This window comes from Chloracidobacterium sp., from assembly GCA_016711345.1.
Lineage (GTDB): Bacteria > Acidobacteriota > Blastocatellia > Pyrinomonadales > Pyrinomonadaceae > OLB17.
In genome coordinates this window covers 3,815,934-3,842,191 of sequence record JADJTD010000001.1, presented here as the reverse complement: position 1 = coordinate 3,842,191, position 26,258 = coordinate 3,815,934, and the positions used below count along the sequence as shown (strand labels likewise).

The 26,258-nt window shown below is 48.8% G+C and carries 20 protein-coding genes; 11 read left to right on the top strand and 9 right to left on the bottom strand.

Features of this window, described 5'->3' with window-relative positions; translation table 11 throughout:
* Nucleotides 1-46: 46 nt before the first annotated feature.
* From IPL32_16190 to IPL32_16175, 4 genes are all read left to right on the top strand, one after another.
* A complete protein-coding gene (locus IPL32_16190; GenBank protein ID MBK8467356.1) occupies nt 47-712 on the top strand; it encodes a PASTA domain-containing protein in 666 nt (221 codons plus the stop codon).
* 56 nt (nt 713-768) lie between these two features.
* The gene (rpe, locus tag IPL32_16185) at nt 769-1,431 is read left to right on the top strand and encodes a ribulose-phosphate 3-epimerase (protein MBK8467355.1); all 663 of its coding nucleotides are present in this window, start codon (nt 769-771) and stop codon (nt 1,429-1,431) included.
* A gap of 23 nt (nt 1,432-1,454) precedes the next feature.
* On the top strand, nt 1,455-2,969 hold the full coding sequence (gene bamD / locus IPL32_16180) for an outer membrane protein assembly factor BamD (GenBank protein MBK8467354.1): 1,515 nt from the start codon (nt 1,455-1,457) through the stop codon (nt 2,967-2,969).
* 224 nt (nt 2,970-3,193) lie between these two features.
* The gene (locus IPL32_16175; GenBank protein ID MBK8467353.1) at nt 3,194-8,989 is read left to right on the top strand and encodes a proprotein convertase P-domain-containing protein; all 5,796 of its coding nucleotides are present in this window, start codon (nt 3,194-3,196) and stop codon (nt 8,987-8,989) included.
* An 86-nt stretch (nt 8,990-9,075) separates the two neighbouring features.
* On the opposite strand, the gene IPL32_16170 is transcribed toward IPL32_16175, so the two are convergent.
* Entirely contained in the window at nt 9,076-10,263 is a 1,188-nt protein-coding gene (locus tag IPL32_16170; protein MBK8467352.1) for a M48 family metalloprotease, read from the bottom strand.
* 234 nt (nt 10,264-10,497) lie between these two features.
* Here IPL32_16170 and IPL32_16165 point away from each other — a divergent pair, with 234 nt between their 5' ends.
* The 5 genes from IPL32_16165 to IPL32_16145 all read left to right on the top strand — a co-directional run bounded on the left by IPL32_16165 (nt 10,498) and on the right by IPL32_16145 (nt 16,773).
* Entirely contained in the window at nt 10,498-14,016 is a 3,519-nt protein-coding gene (locus IPL32_16165) for an ATP-binding protein (GenBank protein MBK8467351.1), read from the top strand.
* Nucleotides 14,017-14,087: 71 nt separating this feature from the next.
* The gene (locus IPL32_16160; GenBank protein MBK8467350.1) at nt 14,088-14,975 is read left to right on the top strand and encodes a DUF2520 domain-containing protein; all 888 of its coding nucleotides are present in this window, start codon (nt 14,088-14,090) and stop codon (nt 14,973-14,975) included.
* A gap of 27 nt (nt 14,976-15,002) precedes the next feature.
* A complete protein-coding gene (locus tag IPL32_16155) occupies nt 15,003-15,524 on the top strand; it encodes a transcriptional repressor (GenBank protein MBK8467349.1) in 522 nt (173 codons plus the stop codon).
* Nucleotides 15,525-15,618: 94 nt separating this feature from the next.
* Nucleotides 15,619-15,936, top strand: coding sequence for a hypothetical protein (locus IPL32_16150; protein MBK8467348.1), 318 nt, complete (start codon nt 15,619-15,621; stop codon nt 15,934-15,936).
* A 6-nt stretch (nt 15,937-15,942) separates the two neighbouring features.
* Nucleotides 15,943-16,773, top strand: coding sequence for a hypothetical protein (locus IPL32_16145; GenBank protein ID MBK8467347.1), 831 nt, complete (start codon nt 15,943-15,945; stop codon nt 16,771-16,773).
* Between the two features lie 50 nt (nt 16,774-16,823).
* Here IPL32_16145 and IPL32_16140 read toward each other — a convergent pair whose 3' ends face one another.
* From IPL32_16140 to IPL32_16130, 3 genes are all read right to left on the bottom strand, one after another.
* Nucleotides 16,824-17,432 carry a tetratricopeptide repeat protein gene (locus tag IPL32_16140; GenBank protein ID MBK8467346.1) on the bottom strand — a complete coding sequence of 203 codons (609 nt, stop codon included), beginning with the start codon at nt 17,430-17,432 and terminating at the stop codon, nt 16,824-16,826.
* A gap of 418 nt (nt 17,433-17,850) precedes the next feature.
* Nucleotides 17,851-19,359 carry a mechanosensitive ion channel gene (locus tag IPL32_16135; GenBank protein ID MBK8467345.1) on the bottom strand — a complete coding sequence of 503 codons (1,509 nt, stop codon included), beginning with the start codon at nt 19,357-19,359 and terminating at the stop codon, nt 17,851-17,853.
* Nucleotides 19,360-19,366: 7 nt separating this feature from the next.
* Nucleotides 19,367-20,671 (bottom strand): Nramp family divalent metal transporter, encoded by a 1,305-nt coding sequence (locus IPL32_16130; GenBank protein MBK8467344.1) that lies wholly within the window; start codon nt 20,669-20,671, stop codon nt 19,367-19,369.
* 236 nt (nt 20,672-20,907) lie between these two features.
* Here IPL32_16130 and ggt point away from each other — a divergent pair, with 236 nt between their 5' ends.
* Nucleotides 20,908-22,629, top strand: coding sequence for a gamma-glutamyltransferase (gene ggt, locus IPL32_16125; protein MBK8467343.1), 1,722 nt, complete (start codon nt 20,908-20,910; stop codon nt 22,627-22,629).
* Here ggt and IPL32_16120 read toward each other — a convergent pair.
* The 4 genes from IPL32_16120 to IPL32_16105 form a co-directional block, all read right to left on the bottom strand.
* Nucleotides 22,623-23,174 (bottom strand): zinc ribbon domain-containing protein, encoded by a 552-nt coding sequence (locus IPL32_16120; protein ID MBK8467342.1) that lies wholly within the window; start codon nt 23,172-23,174, stop codon nt 22,623-22,625. The genes ggt and IPL32_16120 overlap by 7 nt on opposite strands.
* A gap of 1 nt (nt 23,175) precedes the next feature.
* Entirely contained in the window at nt 23,176-23,727 is a 552-nt protein-coding gene (locus IPL32_16115) for a zinc ribbon domain-containing protein (protein ID MBK8467341.1), read from the bottom strand.
* A gap of 77 nt (nt 23,728-23,804) precedes the next feature.
* Nucleotides 23,805-24,281 (bottom strand): hypothetical protein, encoded by a 477-nt coding sequence (locus IPL32_16110; protein MBK8467340.1) that lies wholly within the window; start codon nt 24,279-24,281, stop codon nt 23,805-23,807.
* A 57-nt stretch (nt 24,282-24,338) separates the two neighbouring features.
* Nucleotides 24,339-24,713 carry a hypothetical protein gene (locus IPL32_16105; GenBank protein ID MBK8467339.1) on the bottom strand — a complete coding sequence of 125 codons (375 nt, stop codon included), beginning with the start codon at nt 24,711-24,713 and terminating at the stop codon, nt 24,339-24,341.
* A 117-nt stretch (nt 24,714-24,830) separates the two neighbouring features.
* On the opposite strand from IPL32_16105, the gene IPL32_16100 reads away from it, so the two are divergent.
* Complete coding sequence (locus tag IPL32_16100; protein ID MBK8467338.1) at nt 24,831-25,937, top strand: hypothetical protein; 1,107 nt, start codon at nt 24,831-24,833, stop codon at nt 25,935-25,937.
* Here the strand turns inward: IPL32_16100 and IPL32_16095 are convergent, their stop codons facing one another.
* On the bottom strand, nt 25,938-26,252 hold the full coding sequence (locus IPL32_16095; protein MBK8467337.1) for a heavy metal-binding domain-containing protein: 315 nt from the start codon (nt 26,250-26,252) through the stop codon (nt 25,938-25,940).
* Nucleotides 26,253-26,258 lie beyond the last annotated feature (6 nt).

The window sequence follows — 26,258 nt, the reverse complement described above, 5'->3', positions numbered from 1 at the left end:
TACAAAAGTGATAGACTTTCGTTTTGATTTTCGGAGAGATTAAGAAGTGAGCATAATTAAGTCAGGATTCTCAGTTTTAGGGCGTTTGGCGGCGATGGGTCTGCTTGCGGTCGCATTCCTTTTTGGGCTCGCAACTGTTGTCTATATGTCGCTCCAGGGATCCGAAGTTCAGGTGCCGGAGATAACGGGCAAGGTCTTTTCTGATAGTGAAAGGGAACTCGCTGCTCTCGGTTTAAAGATCAAAAAGCGGGCAGATCGCAATAGCCCGGAAGCGATCAACACGGTCATTGAGCAATTACCAAAACCTGGAGAGACTGTAAAGACCGGGCAGATGATACTCGTAGTTACCAGCAAAGGTGAAGGCGAAAACGGCGACAAAAACACGCTTAAGAAGTTACCGGAAGAGGACGATTCGGAAAAGATAGAGGAGATGATCGACGACAAACCGAAAAAGTCCAAATCCAATTCAAATTCATCACGGAAAAAAGCCGACACTACGCGCGATGTGACGGGAAATAATACGGATACGAACTCTAACTCCAATTCTGATTCAAATTCGCAGTCCTCAAATTCGAATAAAAAAGAAACTGGGTCAAACAATAATTCCAGTGAGAAATCTAATAAGAATGCTCAGACTCCCGACAAAAAGGGACAGCCGACTTCCGGGCCGAAGCCGTCCGGTGAGATTCGGCCTAAACCACAGCGACCATAGGCACTTGAGCAACGGAAAAGACGTTTTGTGCAACAAAATAGAAGAGTAAAGGACGAATGTTTGAAATAGCTCCGTCGATACTTTCGGCAGATTTTACAAAGCTTGGAGAGGCGATCGCTTCGGTCAGATCAGGCGGTGCAAATATACTGCACGTCGATGTGATGGATGGCCATTTTGTGCCGAATATCACTATCGGACTTCCGGTCGTTAAATCGATCCGGAAGGCAACGGATATGACTATCGACGCGCACCTGATGATCGAGGAGCCCGGACGTTATGCTGTCGAATTCGTCACAGCAGGGGCAGATATGGTCTCCGTTCACGTTGAGGCGGACGTTCATCTTCAGCGGACACTGACCGCGATTAAGAATGCCGGTGCAAAGGCGGGAATTGCTATAAATCCGGCTACGCCGATCGAATGTTTAACGGAAGCATTGCCTTATGCGGACTTTGTTTTATTGATGTCGGTGAATCCGGGCTTTGGCGGTCAGAAATTTATACCGACGATGCTGGATAAGCTGAGGCGGCTAAAGGAAATGATCGATGCTCGCGGGCTTTTGACCGAGATCGAGATCGACGGCGGGATTGATGCATCAAACATTAGCGAAATCGCCGCTGCGGGTGCAAATATCGTGGTCGCAGGTTCGGCGGTATTTTCTCAGGGCGATCCCGCGGCGGCCGTTACCAAGCTTATCGAAAAGGGAACCGTGTGGGTTTAAATCCAAATACATCAGAAACTATTATGTTTTTTCTTACAAAAAAGATCGTTTTTCTTTCGGTATTGGTGATGATCGGTCTAGTTGCAACGGGACTTGGGCAAGCCAAACCAGGTGATGGAACAGCTTCACAGCGTCTCGACGTAATGGGGCAGAAGCTTACGATTATGCGCCGTTCACTGAATAGTCTTGTTTCGGTATTAAAGGATGAGAATAAAGCCGACAAGTCAAAGAAAGACGAAAAGGAAAAACCTGACACTCCATTAAACCGTCTGATCGCTCTCGAAAAAGACGCTGCCCGGCTACAGTCTGACGTAAATTCGCTCAAAGGTAAGGTCGATCGTGGTGAAAAAGTTGAAAATAGTGAGGTCGATTCGATCGAACAGTCTGTAGCCGAACTGCAGATAAGAGTAGAGGCGGCTCAATTAGAGACAGCGACAACACGAGCGCTGCCAACCTCCAATGTAGGAAAGCCGAGGGATAAAAAGAAGAAAGGGAAATTCTTAGGTATTTTTGGTAGTGGCGATTCGGATGAATATGAGGATCTCATAGGAAGTGTGTCGCCGGGCCGTGATCGCGAGCTTTTTATTGTTGCTACTCGTGAAGTGCGTAAAAAAAGCTATGACGTCGGGCGGCTTCTTTTCCAGACGATCATCACGACCTATCCTGACTCACCGTACCTGCCGATGTCGAAGCTTGCTGTAGGTGACTCCTTCTTTCTTGAAGGTTCAACAAGTGCGCTTATTCAGGCTGTCGCAGCATATCAGGATTGGCTGACATTTTTTCCGACGCATCCTCTTGCGGACAGAGTCGTTTTGAAAATAGCTGAATCAGAAATGAGGCAGATAGGTTTGCCGGATCGTGACGCGACGAGAGCAAAGCGTGCCGAAACAAGGTTAAAGGCTCTTCTTCAGCAATATCCAAATTCATTTCTTAAGCCGGAAGCTGAACAGCGTCTGCGTCAAGTTCAAGATAATCTTGGGCTGCACAACCTGCTGATAGCAAATTATTATTACACCCTGTCAATCGAACAGAAAAAAGGAGGGCTGAAAGGTGCTCAGTCGCGTTACCGCGAAATCATAGACAAATATCCAAATTTCTGTTTTCAGGACGAGACCCTCTATAAATTAGCCGTTACATACCAGATCGAGGAAGAGACCGATCAGGCGGCTAAGTATTATCAGAGAATAGTCAGCGATTATCCGAACAGCGATTATTTAGAACGATCGACAGAACAGTTGAAATTGATCGGGGCGACTGTTCCGGAAACAAACTCGGAAAGGCTGAATGTCACGCCGTGCGCCCAGCCTTCGTTCTTTCAGAATTTTAAAAATGAACTATTCGGCATATATCCGATGACAATCGACAAGGATGGCGTTTTGATCTCAAAAGACTTTGATAAAGAGAAATTTGAGCTTATAGATCAGATCATTGAAAATCAGGGCGACATTTTAAGCAACCAGATCCCGCAAGCGTTGACGACGATCATTCCCGATCGGCAACCCACTCCGGCAACATTGGCCCCCGGAGGTCAGAAATAATGTCGAGGCCTGTCATCCTTAGCCTAAAAATAGCAGCCCTTTGGCTGCTATTTTTTTTTCATATTCCTCCAACAGTATTTTTTTATTGACATCAGGTGAGAAAATCCCGTAACCTCAAAAGAGGCTTAATTCTCAAGCCGCACGGGCCTTCCTTACCCGTGTAAACAATAATCCAGTTTTTTTCACTCGAAATTGACGGGCCTCATCAGCCCTGCCCTCTAATTATGTTAAAACGCACTGCCCTGTCGCACTCCAATTTTGTCCGCAATGCTATTCTCACTTTTGCTGTTGGACTATTTTTCGCTGTATCTGCCAATGCTTCGCAAGGCTCGGGCTTTGCATTCATAGATTCGATGAAAGAATTTTTTGGCTTTGATCCGATGGCGAATGTCACAGGCTCTTCCGAGACTGCGGGTTCGGCGATGGCTCCATTCGAAGTTAACGCCACGACAACAGTTTTCACGGATGATTTCGGAACAAATACGAGTGCTGCATACACCACGAGTGGAGCGATCGGAGCGAGTGCCTGGAGCGTTTTGCGCTCAGGTGCTGACTGGGGCTCGAGGCGTAATACAAGTCCAACTCAATTAGAAATCACTAATGATATTGGTGGAACGGCAAATGTAAATGGTTGGGCGTTAGCAAGTACAGCGACTTCTTCATTTAACAGTCCCTATAACACCACACTTAGTTCGAATACAGGTTTGGTGACATGGACGTTCAATATGAGACAGATCCAAACCAATCCGAGTGGATTTGGAGCAGGGAATTATGGTGCTGCTTTTATTCTGGCGGGTACGTCTGATACAGATAATGATTCCGGCAGCGGCTATGCGGTTGTTTTGGGAGGAGCAGGAGGAACCGATCCTCTGAGGCTTGTACGTTATGTTAACGGACCTCAAGGCACATTGACCGGTATTATCACTTCAAATACAGCGGGACTGACGGACTTTGGTGCTGAGTATTTGAGTGTTAGGGTAACGTATTTCCCTTCCACCAATACTTGGGAAATGTTCTTGAGAAATGACGGAGCAACTGCATTTGCCAATCCGGCAAGCGGAACTCTGACATCTCAAGGAACTGCCGTAAACAGCACAAGCACGGGTATAGTTTTGGGCTTGATGGGAGCATACTGGCAAGGTGGAACAACTGCCACGCAACCAGCATTTTTCGACAATGCAACGGTTACCGTTAATGAGCCCGACCCGACGCCGTGCGGCGGCGGTACTTTTGGCTATACAGGGCCGGCAGTTGCGATTGCTGATAACACGGCAGCCGGAACTAATTTCACTATTCCGGTGAGCGGAGTCGGAAGTATAACGGATGTTAATTTCAGATTTGATGGTACTCAGAGCGCTGATCCCGTATCTACTACGCCCGGTATTAACCACTCCTGGGTTGGCGACCTCATTGTGAGGGTTACGTCACCTGGCGGAACAACGGTAACGGTATTTGATCGGCCCGGATTCACCGGTACGGGATTTGGCTGTAACAGCAATAATCTTGCGCAGATCGTACTCGATGACGATGGTGGATTTCCGGCTGTTGAAGTTCAGTGCGGAGCCAATTCGGCTGCGGCATTTCCCATAGGAACATTCTCGCCAAATAATCTGATGGGTGCGTTTGATGGTCAGGATCCAAACGGAAACTGGACGATCAACATAAGTGACAATGCTGTCGGAGATACGGGATCCGCTCGTGCGTTCTCGCTGGTGATCGGCAGCGTCTGCTCGACACCAACCGCCACCGCCACCGCCACGGATACGCCCGTAAGTACACCTTCGAACACACCAACGGATACTCCGGCTCCAACAGCGACTGAGACGTTTACACCTACGCCTACGGATACGCCGACTGCGACTGCGACTGCAACGGAAACATTTACATCGACTGCAACTGACACTCCGACAGATACACCAACGGCTACAGCGACGGAGACATTTACTCCGACTCCGACGGACACGCCGACCGATACGCCAACCGCGACAGCAACTGAGACTTTTACGCCGACTGCAACAGCTACAAATACGGAGACCTCTACGGCCACTAACACTCCTTCTGCGACGGCGACAAATACGCCGTTAACGGTATCAATGCCGAATTTGACGGAGACGCCAGGTTTAATTGTGGTTCCAATCTCTGTGGGAGACCTAACAGGTCTGGGAGTGATCTCGTATGACCTTCAGGTCACATTCGACCCAGCAGTTGTGACGCCTGCTTCTCCTGCCTTCGCACAAGGAGGTACATTGAGTAGCGGAATGGCTATAACTCCGAATTCTGCATTTCCCGGCCATTTGATAATTTCGGCATTCACTACATCTGCCTTGGCTGGTTCAGGAACACTGCTGAATCTCAGATTCAACGTGGTGGGAACTCCGGGAGCATCAACGGCACTGGCCTTTGAGAATTACACTGATCCTGGCTCGGGTTTTCACTTTGGATTCCGATTCAATGAAGGCGATCCTGCTTCGGTTACAGTAAATGGAAGTGTAACAATTCCGGCTGCAACGCCTACCAATACTCCGACGGACACTCCGACCGCAACGGCTACAGAAACATTTACTCCAACGCCGACTGACACTCCAACTGATACACCAACGGCAACGGCTACGGAAACATTTACTCCGACCCCGACGGATACACCAACGGATACGCCTACGGCAACGGCGACAGGGACGTTTACTCCGACGCCGACAGACACTCCGACAGATACACCAACGGCAACGGCTACGGAAACATTTACGCCAACGCCGACGGATACACCAACGGATACGCCTACGGCAACGGCGACAGAGACGTTTACTCCGACGCCGACAGACACTCCGACAGATACACCAACGGCAACGGCTACGGAAACATTTACGCCAACGCCGACGGATACGCCGACTGACACGCCAACGGCAACCGCGACGGAGACATTTACTCCGACGCCTACGGACACTCCGACTGATACGCCAACAGCAACCGCGACGGAAACCTTTACTCCGACTGATACGCCAACGGCTACAGCGACAGAAACATTTACGCCTACGGATACACCTACGGCAACCGCGACGGAAACATTTACGCCTACACCGACGGATACTCCGACTGACACGCCAACGCCAACGGCAACCGCGACGGAGACATTTACTCCGACGCCTACGGACACTCCGACTGATACGCCAACAGCAACCGCGACGGAAACCTTTACTCCGACTGATACGCCAACGGCTACAGCGACAGAAACATTTACGCCTACGGATACACCTACGGCAACCGCGACGGAAACATTTACGCCTACACCGACGGATACTCCGACTGACACGCCAACGGCAACCGCGACGGAAACATTTACGCCTACACCGACGGATACTCCGACTGACACGCCAACGGCAACCGCGACGGAAACATTTACGCCTACACCGACGGATACTCCGACTGACACCCCAACGGCAACCGCGACGGAAACGTTTACCCCGACGCCTACAGATACGCCGACGGATACTCCAACATCTACGGCTACCGATACTGCGACTGCAACTGCAACTGCGACAAGCACTCCTGCGGGCGTGATCGTTTCGCTGCCCGACGTTGTTTCAACTCCGGGTGCAATTACAATTACGATAACTGTTGGTGATCTAACGGGACTTGATGTAAGATCCTATGATTTCCAGATCACTTTTGACCCAACGGTCGTGCAGCCTGATGTGGTCGCATTTGATACTGCTGGAACGCTGAGCAGTGGAATGCTGGTTTCTCAGAACACCTTTAATGCGGGACACCTCATAATAGGTGCATTCCAGGCAACATCGTTAACTGGATCGGGAACGCTGCTGAATTTGAAGTTCAACGTTGTCGGGGCACCCGGACAATCGACTAATTTAACCTTTGAGGATTATACAGATCCTAGCACGCTCTTCCATCCAGCGTTCCAGTTCAACGAGGGTGTTCCGGCAGCGGTGACGACAAACGGAAGTGTCACCATCCCTGCGGCAACGCCAACGGACACTCCGACGGATACGCCAACGGCGACAGCTACGGAGACATTCACTCCGACACCGACGGATACTCCAACTGATACGCCGACCGCAACGGCTACGGAGACTTCTACTCCGACAGCTACTGCTACGGAAACCTTCACTCCGACAGCAACAGCTACGGAGACTTCTACTCCGACCGCAACGGCTACGGAGACTTCTACGCCGACAGCAACAGCTACGGAAACCTTCACTCCGACAGCAACAGCTACGGAGACTTCTACTCCGACCGCAACGGCTACGGAGACTTCTACGCCGACAGCAACAGCTACGGAAACCTACACTCCGACGGCAACAGCTACGGAAACATTTACTCCGACAGCTACAGCTACGGAAACCTTCACTCCGACGGCAACAGCTACGGAAACATCTACTCCGACAGCAACAGCTACGGAAACATCTACCCCGACGGCTACAGCTACGGAAACCTTCACTCCGACGGCAACAGCTACGGAAACCTTCACTCCGACGGCAACAGCTACGGAAACATCTACTCCGACAGCAACAGCTACGGAAACATCTACCCCGACGGCTACAGCTACGGAAACCTTCACTCCGACAGCAACAGCTACAGAGACATTTACTCCGACAGCAACAGCTACGGAAACCTTCACTCCGACAGCAACGGCTACGGAGACTTCTACTCCGACAGCTACTGCTACGGAGACTTCTACTCCGACCGCAACGGCTACGGAGACTTCTACTCCGACAGCTACTGCTACGGAAACCTTCACTCCGACCGCAACGGCTACGGAGACTTCTACTCCGACCGCAACGGCTACGGAGACCTCTACTCCGACAGCGACACCAACTGCTCCTGTTGTTATCTCGGGAACAGTTACTTACGGAAATTCGATCGGGGCTCCGGCGACACGTTTTGTTCCGAACGTACTCATGAGTGGCGTCGGATCACCATCGGTCTTTGATACGACTAACGCTCTTGGTACCTATTCGCTTACTGGGTTTGGTGCAGGGGCCTACACCGTTACGCCGTCCAAGATCGGAGAACAGAATGGTCACTTAAATATATTTGATGCTGCATTGATTGCTCAAGACGTCGCTGGGCCGCCTCTTCCGCAGTTGAGTGGTAATCAATTGATCGTAGCCGACGTTAGCGGCAATGGAACCATCACTTCGTTTGATGCGGGGCTGATAGCAAACTATGTGGTCTTACTGCCGCCTACCGGTTCAACAGGTAACTGGATATTCAGTCCGGCGAACAGGACCTATCCATCTGTTACTTCCGATATCACAGGTGAAGATTATTCGGCTCTTCTTATGGGTGAGGTTTCGGGAGACTGGAATAGCGGTGCTGGCGGACGTTCTGCCATAGGGCCGGAAAGAACCGCCGCGGTTGCTTTGCCGAGTCTGGTTACCCCGGCCGACGATGAGGTGATTATTCCGGTCAGCGTACAAGGAATTAAGAATAAGGGAGTTATCGCTTATCAACTCAACCTGCGATATGATCCTGCCGTGATCCAGCCGCAATCAAATCCAGTCGATTTGGCGGGTACAGTTAGTGGAAGTCTTACAGCTGTTAGCAATGGCAGCGAACCAGGACTTCTGAGGATCGCAGTTTACGGATTAACGCCGGTTAGTGAAAATGGTGTTCTCTTGAACCTTAAATTTACTGCAGTTGGAGCTCCGGGCACTAGATCGCCGCTGACGTGGGAAACTCTTATGTTCAATGATGGCGATCCAAAGGCAACTGTGGCTGACGGATTCGTTGAGCTTTCCACAGCTGGACCGAACTCGGCTGAGATCAGCGGACAAGTAATGTCGTCAATGGGTCAGGGCATTCCCAATACCCGAGTAACATTAACCGACCTTGTTGGACGAACCCGCAACGTGGTTTCAAACTCGTTTGGAAATTACCGTTTTGGAGGCCTTCAAGTTGGCCAAACATATACCGTGAGTATTGATGGACAACGTTACAAATTTACGCCTATGACCATCAGCGTGACGAACCAAATGGTGAATATGAATATGATCGCAGAGTAATAACGAAGGGAATATACTCTTTAGTTAATAGAAAACGCCGTCTGAGATTTATATTCTCAGACGGCGTTTTATACGTGCAAAAACCGTTACTTGTCTGGCGCTGGGGATGCAGTTGGTTGTTCACTTTCTGTTTGGTCGCGCTTTTTTAGCTTTGGCGGTCCGCTGTCTGAAGTTGAACTGGATTCACCATCGATAGTTCCGGTGCCGTCTGTAGTCTCAGGTTGCCGTTTCTTTAGTGTTGGTTTGCTGTCATCGTTTTGATCATAGTCGGTTGTTACTCCGGCTCTCGCATTAGTGAGTTTGAACAAGTGTCCCTTTACACGCTGAAATTCAGACGTGCTGATCACATATTCTTCCTTTTCTGGGAAACGTGCGACCAGCTGCAAACTTGTGTCACGTCTGTTAACTGCCTGTGGATGTGTTGAAAAAAGCTTAGCGATCGTTCCGGGCTTTTTCTTGTTTTGCGAAGCGAGTTTTTCGAACATTGTGGACATGCCTGTCGGATCATAGCCTGACGCATACAGATACTGGACGCCGAGGTTGTCTGCTTCTTCTTCGGCTCCGCGTGAGAATTTTAACTGAGCAAGGCCCGCAAGAATACCTCCACCGTTCTGCAGAACACCGCTCACTATTGCTCCGCCAAAGATCATTCCGGCCAGTGACGCATAGCTAATAAAGGCTCCCTTACCCTGGTTTTCCATTGCGTGCCGTGCACACACATGTGCTATCTCGTGTGCCATCACTCCGGCCAGTTCCGCCTCATTATCTGCCGCAAGTATCAAACCCTTGTTGACAAAAAAGAAGCCGCCAGGCAACGCGAAGGCATTTACCTCATCGCTATCGATTACCTTTATCGTAAAAGGCACCTTGGCGTCCGAATGAAGAACGATGTTTTGACCGACGCGATTTACATATTCCGTGATAACCGGATCGTCTATCAACTTTGCCTGCTGTTCTACTTCCATCGCAAGCTGACGACCGATCTGCATTTCTTTCTCTTTTGAACCACCAAGCCAGCCAAAGAATTTATCGGTCCCCTTGTTTATATTGCGTTTTCCGATCTGGTTCGGGTCGTCTTTTGGACCTAGGGTCGTTTGGGAGGCCGGTGTCGGAGATGCTTTGGGTTCATTCGACGCCTTGCTATCTTTCTTGGCCTTAGTTGATTCTTTTGGCTTTTCCTGTCCAAAATATGATGCGGGCAATGCAAGCGTGCTAAACCACACGCTTGAGACTATCAAACAAGATCCAAATTTTCTGACAATTCCGTAATGCATAAATGGCCTCCCAACCGTCAATGCTGAGCTACAGAGATTGTAGCTCTGAGATTAAACACAAATCAACGAAGCTATGATGCTGGACGACGAAAAATAGTTGTGATTTTTGAAAAAAAGATGCGAACAGGCTGCGTCATGTCAAAAAAATGTGTTTTCAGGGACGAAAAAACTTGTTAAACTGTTATAGGCGAAGGTTCTCACCAAGCCGTCTGCACTGAATCTCACCAATTTTCAATGAAACGTTTAGAAGAAAAGGTCAAGGACATTGTCGAAGTTCGTGCAACGCCCGGATTGACGGATTTTCTCGCAGATCCAGCGGCGACACTTATCGGTTATCATTTTACCGACATCACGGCCGACCTGATGGCTAAGTGGGTTGGGCAGATCGCAGATGTTAAACGCGGTCGCGGTGCGGCGTTTGCACTTGCAGGTTTTCGAGGTGTCGGGAAAAGCCATTTTCTTGCGGCGCTCGGCGCTATAGTCTCGCAGCCAGAACTTCGAACAAAGATCTCTGACACACACGTTATGGCGACCGCTCAGCGGTTGTCGCGGCGGCACGGTGTTGTCGCTCACTTAAAGCGTGGTTCGAGCGATTCTTTGTTATCAGAATTGAAGATCGCGATAGCGGCAGTTACAGGAACCGGCACCGGTGAATTCAGCGATTCCCTCAACGAGATATTGCTGGCTGCCTCAGAAAAGGCCGGTGATACGCCGTTCGTTTTGCTGATCGATACGGCGTTTGGTCGTGAGCAGCGTGTTGCACGCGATGACGGTATTCTATTGAGCGAGATCGCGGCGGCTGCGGTCGTGCATGGTATTTTTGTCGGCATCGCACTTGATGACGATATTGCAGGAGCCGATGGATTGAATTCATCGATTGCCAGCAGTTTTGCGATCGATTATTTAGATCAGGAACATCTTTACAAAATTGTCGATGCAAATGTCTTCCCAAAGCACGAGCAAATGCGTGGCGTTTTGCATGACATTTATAATTCATATCGTTCAGCCTTGCCGGGCTTTCGGTGGAGCGAACACCGGTTCTCATGTTTGTATCCGATGCATCCGGCGATACTTGAGATCGCGCCGTTTGTTCGGTTGTATTTACAGGAATTTGCACTATTGGGCTTTGCTGTTGAGGCCGGAATTCGTATCCTTGGCCGTCCGGCAAATTCGTTGATCGGACTCGACGAAGTTTTTGACAGCGTTGAAAAACGGCTGCGTGGTGTCGACGATCTGAAGGAAGCATTTGCAGCGTTTGATACGATCGACAAAAACGTAATTTCCAAGATCCCGGTGATGAAACGCCTTGAGGCAAAGCTAATCCTCAAAGGCCTGTTCCTATTGTCACTCAACGGCGAAGGTGTGACCGCCACAGAGTTGAGCGCGGCGATGCTGATATTTGATGAGGCCGCTCCTTCGGCGGCGGCTGCAAGCGTTGATGCAGTGCTCCATACATTTGCCGAATCGACTCCGAATGCGATCAAAAAAACGGACGATACCGACCGCGAGGCAAAATTCAGCTTCAAAGTTGGCGGCGGCGAAAGTCTGAACAGTGTTCTTGACGAAGCCATAAAGACTGTTTCGAACGATGCAGTCGAACTTGTTCTAAGACGCCAGACCGCAGAAAAATTCTCGGATTTTGATATTTCAGATGACGGCTCAAGTATATGGGCGACATGCTATGTTGTTTGGCGTGGCGGCATTCGTCCCGGAGAAGTAATATGGCAGGCTGGAAGCACAGCCTCGAATGATCTAAATGACGAAACGGGGAACTGGAAGATTTTCGTGCGTTACGGCTCTCCGCTCGGATCGGAAAATGCATCTCTTCGGTGGCCCGGTTGTGAATGGGTTCTGGGCGACCTTTCATCAGCGGACGTTAATACGATCCGTCGATTTCATACCCTGCAAACTGACACTGCATTGCGTGAGAATTTTAGAGAGTCTGTACCGACCGCGCTTCACGCTCATTCGATCGCACTCGAGAAGATCTGGCAGAGAATATTCCTCGAAGAAAGTCGATTAGTTTGCGGCGATGGTGAATACAAGTTTTCCGACGCCGCAAAAAGCTCAAATAATCTGGGCCAATTGTTTACACTGATGCTTGAAGATCAGTTGGAGAAACAGTTCCCGTCGCATCCTGAGTTTTCACAGGTTCTCGGCGAAAAAGAAGTCTCTTTAGTCACCGAGAATCTTTTCAGCGGTTCGGGAAATGACAATCCGGAAATTCAAAAACACGCGGTAAGTTTTGCATTGCCGCTTGGGCTGGTGCGCGAGCAGGAAGGTGTCTATGTTCCTCAACCGGCCAATGATCTCGCCGAGACGCCGATCGTTAAACAGATATTTGATCTAAATACTGCGGAAAAAACAGACGTCATTCCGTTGAGCGAAGTCTCAAAACTCATGCGTTCAGCACCCTACGGTCTGACGCAAGAGGCACAGCACTTGGTGCTTGGAGCGCTTGTTGCACAGCGTCAATTTGAATTCGTAACCTCGAGCGAAAATCGAATTAATCATCGTTCGTTAGACCTTCAGATAATCTGGGAAGACATTGTCGGTATCGTACGGCCTTCTGATGAAGGTTATTCAAACGAGCGGCTCCTCAGCTGGGTGGAGCGGCTTACCGGGAATGACACGCTTACGACTCTTAAAAGTTCTGATGCACAGGCAAGACTCGAGCAATGGCTTAGCGAATGGCAAAAGGCGAGGCTCGTCGAGCGATTTGATCTGCTGCCTGATGAAAAGCTGAACTCAAAATTGTGGCGTGTCGCTTCAAACGTAAAGAAAACCTTCGGGGTCGTCGCTGAGGCTGTAGATAATCTGCTGCAGGACAAGGTGAAACTCGATGGCTGTCTTCAAATCATCGCCGATGTTTTCGCCGATTCTGAGGAAGAGTTTGAAAGCAAAAAGAAAGACCTTGATTCACTCGGTGCAAGCATAGGCAGACTCGCCGAACGCGATAAAATAAACACATATCTAACTCTCTGCGAGCCGACGAATAATTCTGAGATCGAGGAATTGCGTTGCTCACTGATAGAAGAACTAGCAACAAGTTATTTTGAAAGCAAAAACGGAACCGATGCAGAATTAGAAGAACGCTGGGAAAGATTCAAAACTCTTTATTCCGATCTCTATGCGGAAAGGCATGACGCTGTCGTGCCTCTACGCCAGAAGCGGGCAAAACTGGATGAGTTCCTTTCAACAGACATGTGGGCGACGTTTGCAGACCTTTCGGAGATACCTTGGTTTGGCAGGCACGATATGGAAGTTTCGATGAACCTGATCCGCGAACTCCGCAGGCCGGAATGCAGCGCAAATGTAAAAACGATGCTGGAAGCACAGCCATTTTGCGTTTGTTCTTTCAAGCTTACAAATGCTGCGAGCGTTGACGAGATGATAAGCGACCTCGAAAAGACGGTTGTCAAGGGAATGGAATATTTCAGACATAAATTCCTCTCTGAGAGCACGTCCGTTGCGCTTGGCCTAAATGCCATCAAGAAGGTCCACAACGGTGAAACACTTACAAAACTCAACGAACTCGCGACATTTCTCGATATGAATAAAGCCTTTCCAAAACTGGCCGCGACCGAGACGCATTTGCTAAAGGTCGTGACGCAGCAGTTGGAAAGATCGAATTCGATACACAACGACAGGCGACGCCCGGACGAACCGATACTTCAACTCCATCCTGACGATATTCGCCAGCTTGAAGACGAGTTGGACAGCCTGCAAGATCCCTGGAAGATCAATACATAATTTCGCTCCATTAAAGGATTTTCGAAACGCGGAGTTTTAACTTTCGCCGCGTTGCTCTATATTTTATCGATATGATGCGCGTATCGATAATAGGAATAGGCAGGGTCGGCGGAGCCTTGGCGCTTGCACTTCCTAAAGAACAGTTTTCGGTTCAAAACCTTATTTATCGCGGAGAGCGCGAGCGGGTCGAGACGATCAAGAACTCGCTGTCGGCTGCGTCGGCAATTGCTTTTGACGGCCTTTCTGATCTCGACACGGATATTTTATTCATTACTACTCAGGATTCTGAGATAGCATCTGTTTCGAAGCAACTTTCCAATAAATTGAGCGGCAAGCCATATGTCTTCCACACCAGCGGCGCTCTTTCGTCGCTCATTCTTGACGACCTCAAGTCGATGGGCTGCAAAACCGGTTCGATACATCCTCTTGTTTCGGTGAGTAGTCCCGAAGCTGGCACGGAGCGGTTTCGCGATGCGTATTTTTGTGTCGAAGGCGAGCCCGACGCAGTGAATATTGCGAGAGAGATCGTCACATCGCTTTGCGGTATTCCGTTCTCGATAGACACGGAATTCAAGACGCTTTATCACGCTGCGGCTGTTACTGCTTGCGGGCATCTGGTAGCGTTGTTTGACGCTGCGGTCGAGATGATGTCGAAGACCGGGCTTTCCGAAGACGATTCGAAAAAGATATTGCTCCCGTTGGTCAAAAGCACGGTCCAGAACCTTGGCGAGCAGGGAACTGCAGCGGCATTGACCGGAACATTTGCAAGGGCCGACGTGCAGACATTTGTCGATCATCTGAAGATCTTGAACACGACCGTTTCTGACGATCTACTTGAAATTTACCTCCTTTTGGGCGAAAGATCGCTCGAACTTGCCGCCAAGCAGGGCGTTAATCCGGCCAAGATCGATTCGATGCGGACAAAGGTTTCGATAGCGAAATCGAAATTGAAATGGTAGTATCGAATCAAGCGGGACACAGCGAAAATGGCTAAGAAAAAAGAGCTTTTTGAGGTCGAAAAACAGATCTTTCTTGAACATATCCAAGGCCAGGGTCTGCGCAAAACAGTACAGCGCGACCTGATCCTCGAAACATTTCTCAGTACCGAAGATCACCTTACAAGCGAGGACCTTTACCGTCTGGTAACAAAGCAAGATCCGACCGTTGGCAACACGACGGTTTACCGGACGCTAAAATTGTTGACCGAGGCCGGCCTCGCACGCGAAGTGCGGTTTGGCGACAACAAAACTTATTACGAGCATCATTATAATCACGAGCATCACGACCACATGATCTGCACCGAATGCGGCAAGGTCATCGAGTTCTTCTCGCCGGACATAGAAAAGCTTCAAGACCAGATGGCGGACAACTTCGGGTTTAAGCCGACACATCACAGCCTCAGGCTTTGGGGCGTTTGCGCGGAATGTCAGCATGCTGAGGGTGATCTGCACACGACCGCACCGCCGGGAGCCCAGCCGCGAGTTAAGGTTCGAACGGCGATGCATTGAGCCTCAAGCGGAACATTTTTCGAAAAACGGGCGTAGGACTAATGGACGATCTAGCCTGCGAATTAAAATTATCAAACCCGGAGAAATAGTCATCATGACACACGAAAAACAAGAAGGCCCGAAAAAACAAGCACCGAAAAAAGATAGGTTTCAGGAAGAATTCAAAGACTTGCCGCTTGAAGAAAAGATCAAGACTTTGCTGAAAATGGAAGCCATTACGCTGCAGGAAACATTTAATTACGGACTTAACGAGTCGATGAAAGCAGCCGACAGACTTGGCGAAGTTCTCGCAGAATTTGGTAAAAAGATCGAAGCCGAATTCAAAAATGTCACTCATAGCGGTAAGGAATCCACTGCAAAATCGAAGCCTGACGAATCTAAAAAGCCGCCGCCGAAATCGCAAAAGGCATAATTATTTGTGAAAGAAACCGCAATAGAGAAAAAGCTGCCCGCAGCTTTGAGAGAGAAAGGGCAATACACTCTCGTATTTAGCGTGATCGGCCTGATGCTTTATGCAGCGGGCTTCCCGATCTTTCTTCTGTTCTTTCTCGGCGGCCTGACTTTCTTTGTCTGGAAGGTTTTCTCCGCGGAAGGGCGATATGAGACCCGCAGAATTTTCGAGTTTTACCTATCCGCAAATGAGATCCTTCGAGAGGACGACCGCCGCTGGTATGGCTTCGAGATCAAAGAAGCTGTAACTCGCGGCGAAAACATTATTCGGTCGATGAATGCCGCTCCGCCGCTAGTGCATTTCGCTCTGGGAGCGCTTTATCAAAAGCTTGACGATCACAGTTCTGCGATCAAATACCTTTCGCAGATCGTCGAAGATGAAGCGAACGAATCTGCGATAGTTTTTCCAACAAAAGAACTGCGCGACTATGTTCACATGCTGAGAAAGATCGAACGCTCTCCCGCCGAAGCCCCGCTCACATCAGCCGCCGTTCGTTCGCTTGAGCGTCTGCGAAAAAACAAAGGGAAACAGTTATTGGAAAACAGCCGCTCGCATTTGAACTCGACACCGCAGCTTCCCGTTAGCGAGCAAAAGCTTGAATCGGTTGTCGATATGGCAAGTTACCGCGACATAGAAGAAGCGGATATTCCATCATCTCCCGAATTTCAAAACGCAGAACAGCCTTTAAGATTTGTAACTGCCGTTACTGATAAGGCCGAAAGAAAAACCGCATCAAGACCCGAACGCAAACCTATCTCCGAGGTTCTTCACGACATCTACGATAAGAATATTCAGTAGCGAGCTTTTGAGTTCGCCGCCAATCGCCCACTCCACGTTTACCGAGCCTATTACTGTTTAGGTTTAGCCATCAATTCCCTCAACTTTTTGTTGTCTGCATCGGCTAAATCTTTACGCCCAATTTTTTCGTAAGCGTCGGCACGCATAATATATGCCATTTCGATGTTGTCACCTATTTCGATAGCTTTAGTAAAGTCCGCAATGGCTAATTTGTATTCTTTTTTCACTACATAACTTGCTCCGCGATTCATATAGGCCAAGTCAAACTTCGGGTCTAGTTCAATAGCTTTGGTAAAATCAGCGATTGCACTGTCATTATCTTTATTGTTGGAGTAGGCTGCGCCACGACGACTATACGCATCAGCATATTTTGGGTCTAATTTGATTGCTTTAGTGAACTCAGCAATTGCGCGGTCATTTTCCAGTTTTACGGCAAATTCGATTCCTCTATTGCGAAGTTTTTCTGCTTCTGCGTTAGTTGTTCCTTTGTCAGGATGGAAAATCGAAAGGCCTGGCGATTTTTCCTCAGTTTTTGGTTTTTCGGCAGATTGAGCGTTACAGCCGTAAACCAAAACTGCTAACGAAAAAATTATTACGGTAAATCCCATCAAGAGTGTCTTCATCTGTTTGTTTTTCCTGCTTTGTATAGAATTGAACATAATTTTACCACGAAAAGGCTCAACTATTGATTAGCAACAACGCTTAGCAACTCCGCCTAGAATCAGTTTTTGTCGCCGTCGGCCGGCGGTTTTTTTTGGGGGACACGAATGGATTTAAGGGTAGGCCGAACTTCTTTAACAAATTTTCAGAAGCCTTACTGACGCGGTCTTTATTTCGAGCCCAGATCTTTCCTTTCTTCTTCCACCGTTTTTTTATCCAATGAAGGGGTACATCAATGATGAGATGAAACTTCAAGATGATCGGGCGCAGGCAAAATGGTGAATGAAGGGATCAACGGTCATCGCAGTCCGTTTTTTCCGATGGCTTTTTGGGGGTGAAATATGGCTTTTTGGGGGTCGAAAGGTGGCTTTTGGGGTGTCTCCGATGGCTTTTTTACAACTGATACCCGATTTTGGACTACTTTAACCCAAAAAAACGCTTGATCGAGCCCATCACGCCTTTGTGTGAGGCTAGGGATTCTTCTAGCGTCGTTTCTTCGATCGAGGCGAGGAGTTCGCGGCGTTCTTCGATCAGTTCGCAGATGGACTTTACGAGGTCGGGGTTGTTTTCGAAGATCGGCTTTAGAGCGTCTTTCTTGATTTGGAGAACTTCGGTCTCCTCTTCGGCAATGACGGATGCTGATCTCGGTTCGCCGGTCAGGAGGCTCATTTCGCCGAAGAAATCGTCCTTGCCGAGGCGGCCAATTGTCTTTTGATAAGAGCCTTCCGGGATCTGAATACGCACCGAGCCGCGAAGGATAACAAACATCGAATTGCCTTCTTTGCCCTGGCGAACTATCGCTTCGCCGGGAGCATACACACGCGAGTATGAAGCGTTTGCAAGTTGCTCGGTCTCGTCATCGGACAACGGCGCAAAGATCGAAACTCGGTTGAGGTGATCGGTGTTTGCGTTGACGATCTCTTGCGGCTCTGCCTCAGGCGTGGCCGATCCACGCTGGACTATCAATGTCGGGGCCGAGAAGGCGATCCTTTCGCGATGGAAAACGTACCAGATGCGTTCGCGGATAAGAGCGTCGGTGTCATTGTGTTTGGCGTAGTCTTCGAGCCAGTATTTTACTTCCCATTCAACGCCGTTGTCTGATAGGTTTCGTATGCGGACGACCGGGCGAATCTTATTTGTGACATTCTCAACCTGACGGACCGCGTCCCGTACTACATGAACTATCCGCGTCGGCGAATCTGTGTATTCAGTGTTAAAAAAGACTGCTCGGGCATTGAGATTATTCTTAGGGGCGACCTCGATAAATTCCTTTCCAAGCACGGCGTTGCTGATAATTAGAAGCTTATTTTGAAACGTTCGTATCTTGACGCCGCGCCATGAAACAGTTTCGACAACGCCTGAGCCGCCTTTTCCTATCGAGATCACATCGCCAACCTGAAACGGCTGATCTGCCTGCAGAGCGAGACCCGCAAACAGATTGCCGAGCGTTTCCTGAAGAGCAAGACCGACTACGATTCCGAGAATAGTAGAACCTGTAAATAACGGCGTCAGCGGAACATCAGGATACTGCGTTTGGAAAACAATGAAGAACGCAACTATGTAAATTATGATTGAGGAAACTGTCTTGACCAGTGACGAAACTTCGGGCTGTTTTGACGTGCGGTAAGCAGTTTTAATTATGAAAAAGGCAAGAAAACGTACGACTGCAATAACCAATGCCATCCACAGCACGATCTTAAAAATTCGAAAGGTCGCGTCAACTGCATTTGCATAGGTGACGTGCATCGGCATCGTCGCACTTTCGGTCGTAAGCTGCCAGCCTTTTGTGAAACTCATCCCAAACTGCGGAAGCACTGACGCTTGCAGCCATAACTCTACGACAGGCAGAGACAAAAGTACCAGCACCGTCAAGGCGGAGAAAATAACGACAGAGACAGCTTTTTTTTGAAGTTCGGTGGCGGCCATAGCCTCGCTAAAACATATCAGCAATCGTTTTCCCAATCAACAGCAAAGACAAAAAGGAAACGATCACGGTCGTTCCTATGGCGAACAGATTATGGACAAACCGATTGCGATACTCGCCCATTATCTCGGAATTATTGGCAAGCGTCACGATCGCGATCAGCAATACCGGGAGCAGTAAACCGTTAATACATTGAGTGAGCAGAAGAAGTTTAAATTGCGGAATACCCGGGATAAGAGCGACCGCAACTCCGAAAACTATCAGAGCCGTGAAAATGCCTATAAAGATCGGCGCTTCGCGAAATGTACGCGACAGGCCTTTTTCAAAACCGAGAGCTTCGCTAAGCGAATATGCAGTAGCGAGCGGCAGAACTCCCATCGCGAGCATAGCAGCTCCAAACAGTCCGACAGCGAAAAGATACTTTGCGTAAACTCCTGCGACCGGCACTAACGCTTGAGCAGCGTCGGCCGCGTCATTTAGCCTAATTCCTTTTGAGTAGAGCGTGGCCGCAGTAGAGATCACGATGAATGCTGCGATCAGGTTTGCAAAAATAACTCCAATGACCGCGTCGGTGCGTGCGAGATTTAGATCCTCTTTGTCCATTCGTTTTTCAACGACGGAGCTTTGCACATAGATCTGCATGAACGGCGTGATGGTCGTGCCGATCAGTGCCATGACCGTAAAAAGGTAACCGGAATCTAAATTAAAGCTCGGCGTGACAAATTCGCGGCCGACGGCGTTCCAATCTGGTTTCGCCAAAAATGCCGCGAAAATATACGAGAGAAAAACCAAAGACATCAGCAGAAAGACTTGCTCAATACGTTTTGGAGTGCCCTTCACCACGAGCCACCAGATGACGACAGCAGTGATCGGAACCGTTATGTATCTCGAAATGCCAAATAGCTCGGATGCCTGTGCGATGCCGACGAATTCGGCGACGATGATGCCTGAATTTGCGACGACGAGCGCGAGCATTACCACTCCTGTCCAGCGGACGCCAAATTGTTCGCGAATTAGATCAGCAAGGCCTTGGCCGGTGACGACGCCCATGCGAACACACATTTCCTGCGCGACGATGAAAAATATCGTCATCGGGATGAATGTCCAAAGCAGCGTGTAGCCATATTGGGCACCGGCGGACGAATATGTAGCTATGCCGCTGACCTCATTGCCCGAACTTGCGGCAATGATCCCAGGCCCTAAGACTGCGAAATATGCGTAAAATCTATATTCAGACAGATTTCGGCGAAACCGCGCTGGCACGCGGCTTATTTGCTGCACAAAACTTTTCAGTGAAAAGCGTGTAAACGTCATTTCTGCAACTATCGCCTTCTATCATTTTTGTCGATCGGCGTTAGCGGGAACCGTCGCCGAATGTTTGACTATAAACCTTTTGTATTAAATAGAAAAGTACACCGGTTGGCAGGCTCATATATTTGGATATCTTTGCGGTCTGTGCTTCTTAGCGAGAGATGATTTCACGCAAAGCCTCAAAGATCGCAAAGAAAATGAAATTGTCCGTTGAATTTGGTTTTGATAGAGTGCGTATTATGAGAACGAAACTAATAAGCATTTTCCTCATTTTGGTATTTGTGTGTGGTGGATTTCCTCTTTCCCTTGAAGTTTTAGCCGCGACGCGAGAGCCTGTTCGCGGGCAGCACGCGATGGTAGCCTCACAGCACGAACTCGCATCAAAGATCGGCGTCGAGGTTATGAAAAAAGGCGGCAATGCAGTCGATGCGGCAATCGCTGTTGGGCTGGCACTTGCCGTTGTTTATCCTGAAGCAGGCAATATAGGCGGCGGCGGTTTTATGCTTATCAGAACGGCGAAGGGCGAGGTTCGCGTTATTGATTATCGCGAAATGGCTCCGAAAGCTGCCGTCCGCGACATGTATGTCGAGAATGGCGAACTGATCAAAGGTGATGGGTCTTCGACTGTTGGTTATCGGGCCTCCGGCGTCCCGGGAACATTGGCGGGCTTTGAAATGGCGTTTAAGAAGTACGGATCAGGCAAAGTGAAATGGCGTGATCTTGTTGAGCCTTCACGTCAGCTTGCAAAAAATGGTTACGTCCTTTCGTATAGACTCGCTGAGTTGTTTAAGACGTACAAAGATACTCTTTCGTTATATGAAGACAGCAACCGCATTTTTCTAAACAACGGAAAATACTTTGGCGAAGGTGATGTTCTTCGCCAACCTGAATTGGAGCAAACCCTTGATCGCATTGCAAAGAACGGAGCCGCTGAATTTTATACCGGCGTAACCGCAATGCTGATTGCGGACGATATGAAATCGCACCGTGGACTTATTACTACTGACGATCTTAAAAATTATCGCGCCGTCGAACGGCAGCCGCTTCGCGGGAGTTATCGAGGCCACGAGATAATTTCACTGCCGCCGCCGAGTTCGGGCGGGATGGTGATGCTGCAAGTTTTGAATATCCTTGAAGGCTATGATATTCGCGGTATGCAGTCTAATTCTGCGGCAAAATATCATGTTCTCACCGAGGCCATGCGGCGAGCGTTTGCTGATCGCTCTGAATTTATGGGCGATCCTGATTTTTCAAGTATTCCGATTGATCTTCTTATTGATAAAAAATATGCAGATAAGAGGCGGTCTTCCATCGATCTCAAACGTGCATCGAATAGTAAAGAGATTGGCCATGGAGAAATATCTGGAAGCGAGCCTACGGACACAACACACTTTACTGTCGTCGATAGTGCAGGAAATGTCGTGACAAATACTTACACGATCAATGACCTCTATGGCTCGCGAGTGACAATAAAAGGAACGGGCATTTTGATGAATGACGAGATGGACGATTTCGCATCTCAGCCCGGCAAACCGAATTTGTATGGCCTGATACAAGGCGAACGCAATTCTATCAAAAGCGGGAAAAGGCCGCTCTCATCGATGACGCCGACGATAGTTCTCAGGAAAGACGGATCGTTCTGGTTTGCATTGGGCGGTCGCGGCGGGCCGCGAATTATCTCAGCGGTTTTGCAGACGGTAATAAACGTGATCGATCACGACATGGATATCAAGGCGGCAATAGATTCGCCGCGAATACATCATCAATGGCTGCCTGATGAGATTATCTTTGAACCGTTCGGCTTGTCGCCGGATACGATTTCGATCTTAACTGGCTACGGTCACAAGTTTGTGAAGAAGCCGGAAATAGGTTCTGCGGCCACTGGAATTATGGTTGATCAAAAAGGCGTCAGATTAGGCGCGGTCGATTCAAGAAGCGACGGAGCGGCGGTCGGTTACTGAGGAATTTCGTCTTTTTCAAGCAGCTTAGTTGTGCTTTCGGTGACGCTAGTTGGGGTGAGATCGTTTGTATCGCGCCAATTTCCCGAAGCCGGAGCAAAAAACTGCGCATCCGGTACTGTATTTTGAGGAGGAAGAAAATTGGGCTTTGCCGAGTGTAAGGAAGCGGTTCCGGCAACTATTTTTTCTTCCAAGGTTGGAGCACTAGGCTCAGCCGATTCGAACATAAGCGCATAGACCATACGCAGCAGCCCGCCAATGAAGCAGATAATGACGGCAACTCCCACTGCGATCGGTTCGACGTTAAGGGCTAAAGAAATCATTCCCATGAGCGGAGCGACAAGGAACGTGAGCAAAAAGAGAAATAGCCCTTGTTTCAACCCTCGCTTTCGAGCTGATTGAATTGCCGAATTATTAGTTGAGGTGGCAAGCGGATTTATTCCGCCGGTTTGCAGAAGATCATTGACTGCCACCAGAAGGAATCCGCAACGCGAACAGTAGTTCGTTTCGTTCGAGATCTTTTCCTGCCCGCATTGTGGACAAAACATTCTACAGTTTCTCCTTTTCGTCCAAAAGACGAGTCGTGTTTTCCGTGACACTCGCGGGCTGTAAATCGTTGGTGTCGCGCCAAGAGCCGGCTGCCGGTGGGGCGTATATTCCAACGGGTATTGACTGAGCGGCGGGAAGAGTCCCGTGCTGCCCCGCACCCTGTTGGAGTTCTCCGGGCCTCTGGCGAAGTTGATTGTTATATGTGAATGGCGGGCGAGAACTTGGCAATGCGACAAGCGAGCCGATTATGATCATCATTGCGCCAAATACGCCAGTTAGCGCAGTAATTCCTACAAGTTCTTCTGGAGCACCCAAAATGCCAAAGAATGCAGTCGCAAAGATCAGAAATATGAACCAAAAAACGGCAAAAAGCACGCCATTCTTTTTCGAAAAAAGTGGCTTTTTGAAATTCATCTGTTCGAGCTGAGCAAGTTGGGGCAAAAAGCCGCCGTTGGCAACGACCTCGGCTACGATGCCCAACGGCATTCCGCAACGCGAACAGAATTTGGTTTCGCTCGATATTTGTTGTTGTCCGCAGCTTGGGCAATGCATGGTTTCTCTTCGCGATTATTCGTTTGACGTATGTCCTAACGAATTCTTACACGAAAAGGTTCGCTTGTGCAATAGGTTTACAATCTTGGAAGCTTTTGATCCGAGATCATTTGGAAAACAGCAAATGCGCGGCCTTGGAAATGCGATGCTGACATGAGAGTGTCTAGCAGAATATCTATCAGAGGTCGCAGACGTTCCGGGGCAGGTATTTCACGCGTCAGATCTTGATCTGAAAAAAAAAATGCCATTCCTTTCATTCGCGTAGCATGAACTTCATCAAGATACTGCAAAATGCTTGTTCTATCCGCAAGTTTTTCCGGAAGTGTCCATTCGAAAGGGTCATCCCACAGCCGCGTGGTTATCCCGCCGAAAGTCTTTTCGACCATCGCAGCTGAGCGAAGTATATATTCACCGCAGGAAAACATCGTCATAGAACCGGCAATTTCACGCGGTTTTGTAAACAATCGATCATCTGTAAGTTTTGTCAGAAGCTCACGTGAGCGGGAATCGAGAGAAATAAACTCTTGATCTATTGCCGATAGAAGAATATCCATAAAAAAAGACGGTCGAATGACCGTCTGATTTTATCACTCACAAATCTGTTCAACGAACTATCGTTTGCGGTAGCGCCGGTCTTTTTCGTACATTCCCAAACCGTAGTTGCGGCCTTTTACGGAAATGCCGGAGCCGATGACTCCTTTAACGCCGACCTCTGCGCCTTTTTGCGGGACGCTTCCGCTATCGACAATAACCCAGATAGAGCCTGTTCCGTCATCGATCTTGTAAGCTCCGCCGCCAATATTCGTTCCAGGTATGGAAAAACCGTAGCTGTCACGAACGACTCCCGCGATCGCAACCTCTTTGTTTTGATACTTCCCGGGATTTGCCTCAATATCGCCAATGCTATTGCGCTCGGGACACGCCAAAGTAAATAAGCCGATCAAGGCAATGCAAATAGTCAAAATGACCGTTGAGAATCTCTTCACTGTGTTTCTCCTCTTTAATAAAATAGGGAAGAACCTAACATCTGTAACAGATTCATTTTGTGTCTAAAAGTTTGCCATATATTTAGATTTCTGCAATCCTGAGTTCGAAAGCATTTAATGACTGATCTTGCTCCTCACAATTTTACAGGGGAAATTGCGTTTTCTTCCAGCGTTAAGGATTGCCGCTGGCATGGACTTGAGGGAGCGCATGCATTTGAGCGGTGGCATTTTGACGCGCTTTCGGACGACGGACGTGAAGCACTTGTCATAACCTTTCACGACAACTGTGCGATTTCGCCGCGTTATTTTCGAAACGGATCGAAAAATGGTAATTCTAATGGTAATTCTAAGGTGGGTGCGCAAAAGTTTCCGGCTGTTTCGCTGATATACACAGTGGATGGAAAAACAGTTTTGCGGACAGTGAACGAATTTTCGGATGAACAATTTTCAGCAGAAGGTGAAGGGATCAGGTGCTCAATAGGAAATTCTTCGTTTCAAGTAAACACTGCGTCATACGGCTCAGGGTTTGTTCTGCATATCGATCTGCTTACCAGTCGGAAGCGAAGGATAACAGCAGAAATGGAATGGTTGTCGATCGAGGCTGATCTGTTTGAAGCCGAGGCCGAAAAAACTGTCGGAAGTGATGCCTGTTGGAATATCGCCTCGCCTCGCAGTGATGTTAGTGGGCGGTTAACGTTGTTCGGGCAGCAGGGAACTACTAGACGTTTGATTCACTTTCGAGGCACGGGCTATCACGATCACTTTAGAAGCGGCCGTTCGCTGACCGACACGATTGGAGCGCGATATTGGGGCCGGGCACATTTTATAGATTCGACGGCGATCTTTCACTGCCACGATCTTGGTGGTGAGCTTCATCCACGCATCAAGTTAATATTGATTCATGACGGAGCGATCCATCAGCGTGAGATATCAAACGTAGAGGACGACTTTATACGAACTAGACATGGTTTTAGGGTGCCAGAGCTTTTATCATTTGTGTCGGACGACGATATTCGGCTTCGGATAAAGCCCGTAAAGGTGTTTCAAACCGGATTTTTTGAAAGCAGGATACTCAGTGAGATGACATTGTCGCTACGCGATGGCAAGGTAAGAGAAACTTTTGGGATAACTGAACTGTTAACTCCGAAGTTGATGAGATCGCGATTTTTTAGGTGGCTGACAGATCTGCGAATAGGCAAGAATGGGAAAGGGCCGATTTACTAGTTATTTGAAACGTACGGCAGTTCCATAAGCAAGGACTTCTGTGGCGGCTTGAGAAAACTCGGTGGCGTCGTAACGCATTCCGATAATTGCATCCGCTCCGATCTCGTGGGCGTGCTGGACCATTCGATTAAAGGCTTCCATGCGAGCCTGTTCGCATACATGAGCCCATTCTTCAATGTTGCCGCCGGCAATCGATTTAATTCCACCAATAATCCCTCGCCCAATCCCTGTGGCCCTGACGACGATGCCGCGAACGACACCTAGGTATTCCGCGATCTCCTTATTCTGAACGTCGAAACCGGTTGTAACGATCATAAAATT

Bases quoted from the DNA above. Each gene is read 5' to 3' on its own strand.
- IPL32_16120 (MBK8467342.1), bottom strand. From the start codon at position 23,174: ATGTTTTGTCCACAATGCGGGCAGGAAAAGATCTCGAACGAAACGAAC.
- bamD (MBK8467354.1), top strand. From the start codon at position 1,455: ATGTTTTTTCTTACAAAAAAGATCGTTTTTCTTTCGGTATTGGTGATG.
- IPL32_16165 (MBK8467351.1), top strand. From the start codon at position 10,498: ATGAAACGTTTAGAAGAAAAGGTCAAGGACATTGTCGAAGTTCGTGCA.
- IPL32_16095 (MBK8467337.1), bottom strand. From the start codon at position 26,252: ATGATCGTTACAACCGGTTTCGACGTTCAGAATAAGGAGATCGCGGAA.
- IPL32_16100 (MBK8467338.1), top strand. From the start codon at position 24,831: ATGACTGATCTTGCTCCTCACAATTTTACAGGGGAAATTGCGTTTTCT.
- IPL32_16140 (MBK8467346.1), bottom strand. From the start codon at position 17,432: ATGTTCAATTCTATACAAAGCAGGAAAAACAAACAGATGAAGACACTC.
- IPL32_16170 (MBK8467352.1), bottom strand. From the start codon at position 10,263: ATGCATTACGGAATTGTCAGAAAATTTGGATCTTGTTTGATAGTCTCA.
- rpe (MBK8467355.1), top strand. From the start codon at position 769: ATGTTTGAAATAGCTCCGTCGATACTTTCGGCAGATTTTACAAAGCTT.
- IPL32_16150 (MBK8467348.1), top strand. From the start codon at position 15,619: ATGACACACGAAAAACAAGAAGGCCCGAAAAAACAAGCACCGAAAAAA.
- ggt (MBK8467343.1), top strand. From the start codon at position 20,908: ATGAGAACGAAACTAATAAGCATTTTCCTCATTTTGGTATTTGTGTGT.
- IPL32_16115 (MBK8467341.1), bottom strand. From the start codon at position 23,727: ATGCATTGCCCAAGCTGCGGACAACAACAAATATCGAGCGAAACCAAA.
- IPL32_16135 (MBK8467345.1), bottom strand. From the start codon at position 19,359: ATGGCCGCCACCGAACTTCAAAAAAAAGCTGTCTCTGTCGTTATTTTC.
- IPL32_16130 (MBK8467344.1), bottom strand. From the start codon at position 20,671: ATGACGTTTACACGCTTTTCACTGAAAAGTTTTGTGCAGCAAATAAGC.
- IPL32_16160 (MBK8467350.1), top strand. From the start codon at position 14,088: ATGATGCGCGTATCGATAATAGGAATAGGCAGGGTCGGCGGAGCCTTG.
- IPL32_16110 (MBK8467340.1), bottom strand. From the start codon at position 24,281: ATGGATATTCTTCTATCGGCAATAGATCAAGAGTTTATTTCTCTCGAT.
- IPL32_16155 (MBK8467349.1), top strand. From the start codon at position 15,003: ATGGCTAAGAAAAAAGAGCTTTTTGAGGTCGAAAAACAGATCTTTCTT.
- IPL32_16175 (MBK8467353.1), top strand. From the start codon at position 3,194: ATGTTAAAACGCACTGCCCTGTCGCACTCCAATTTTGTCCGCAATGCT.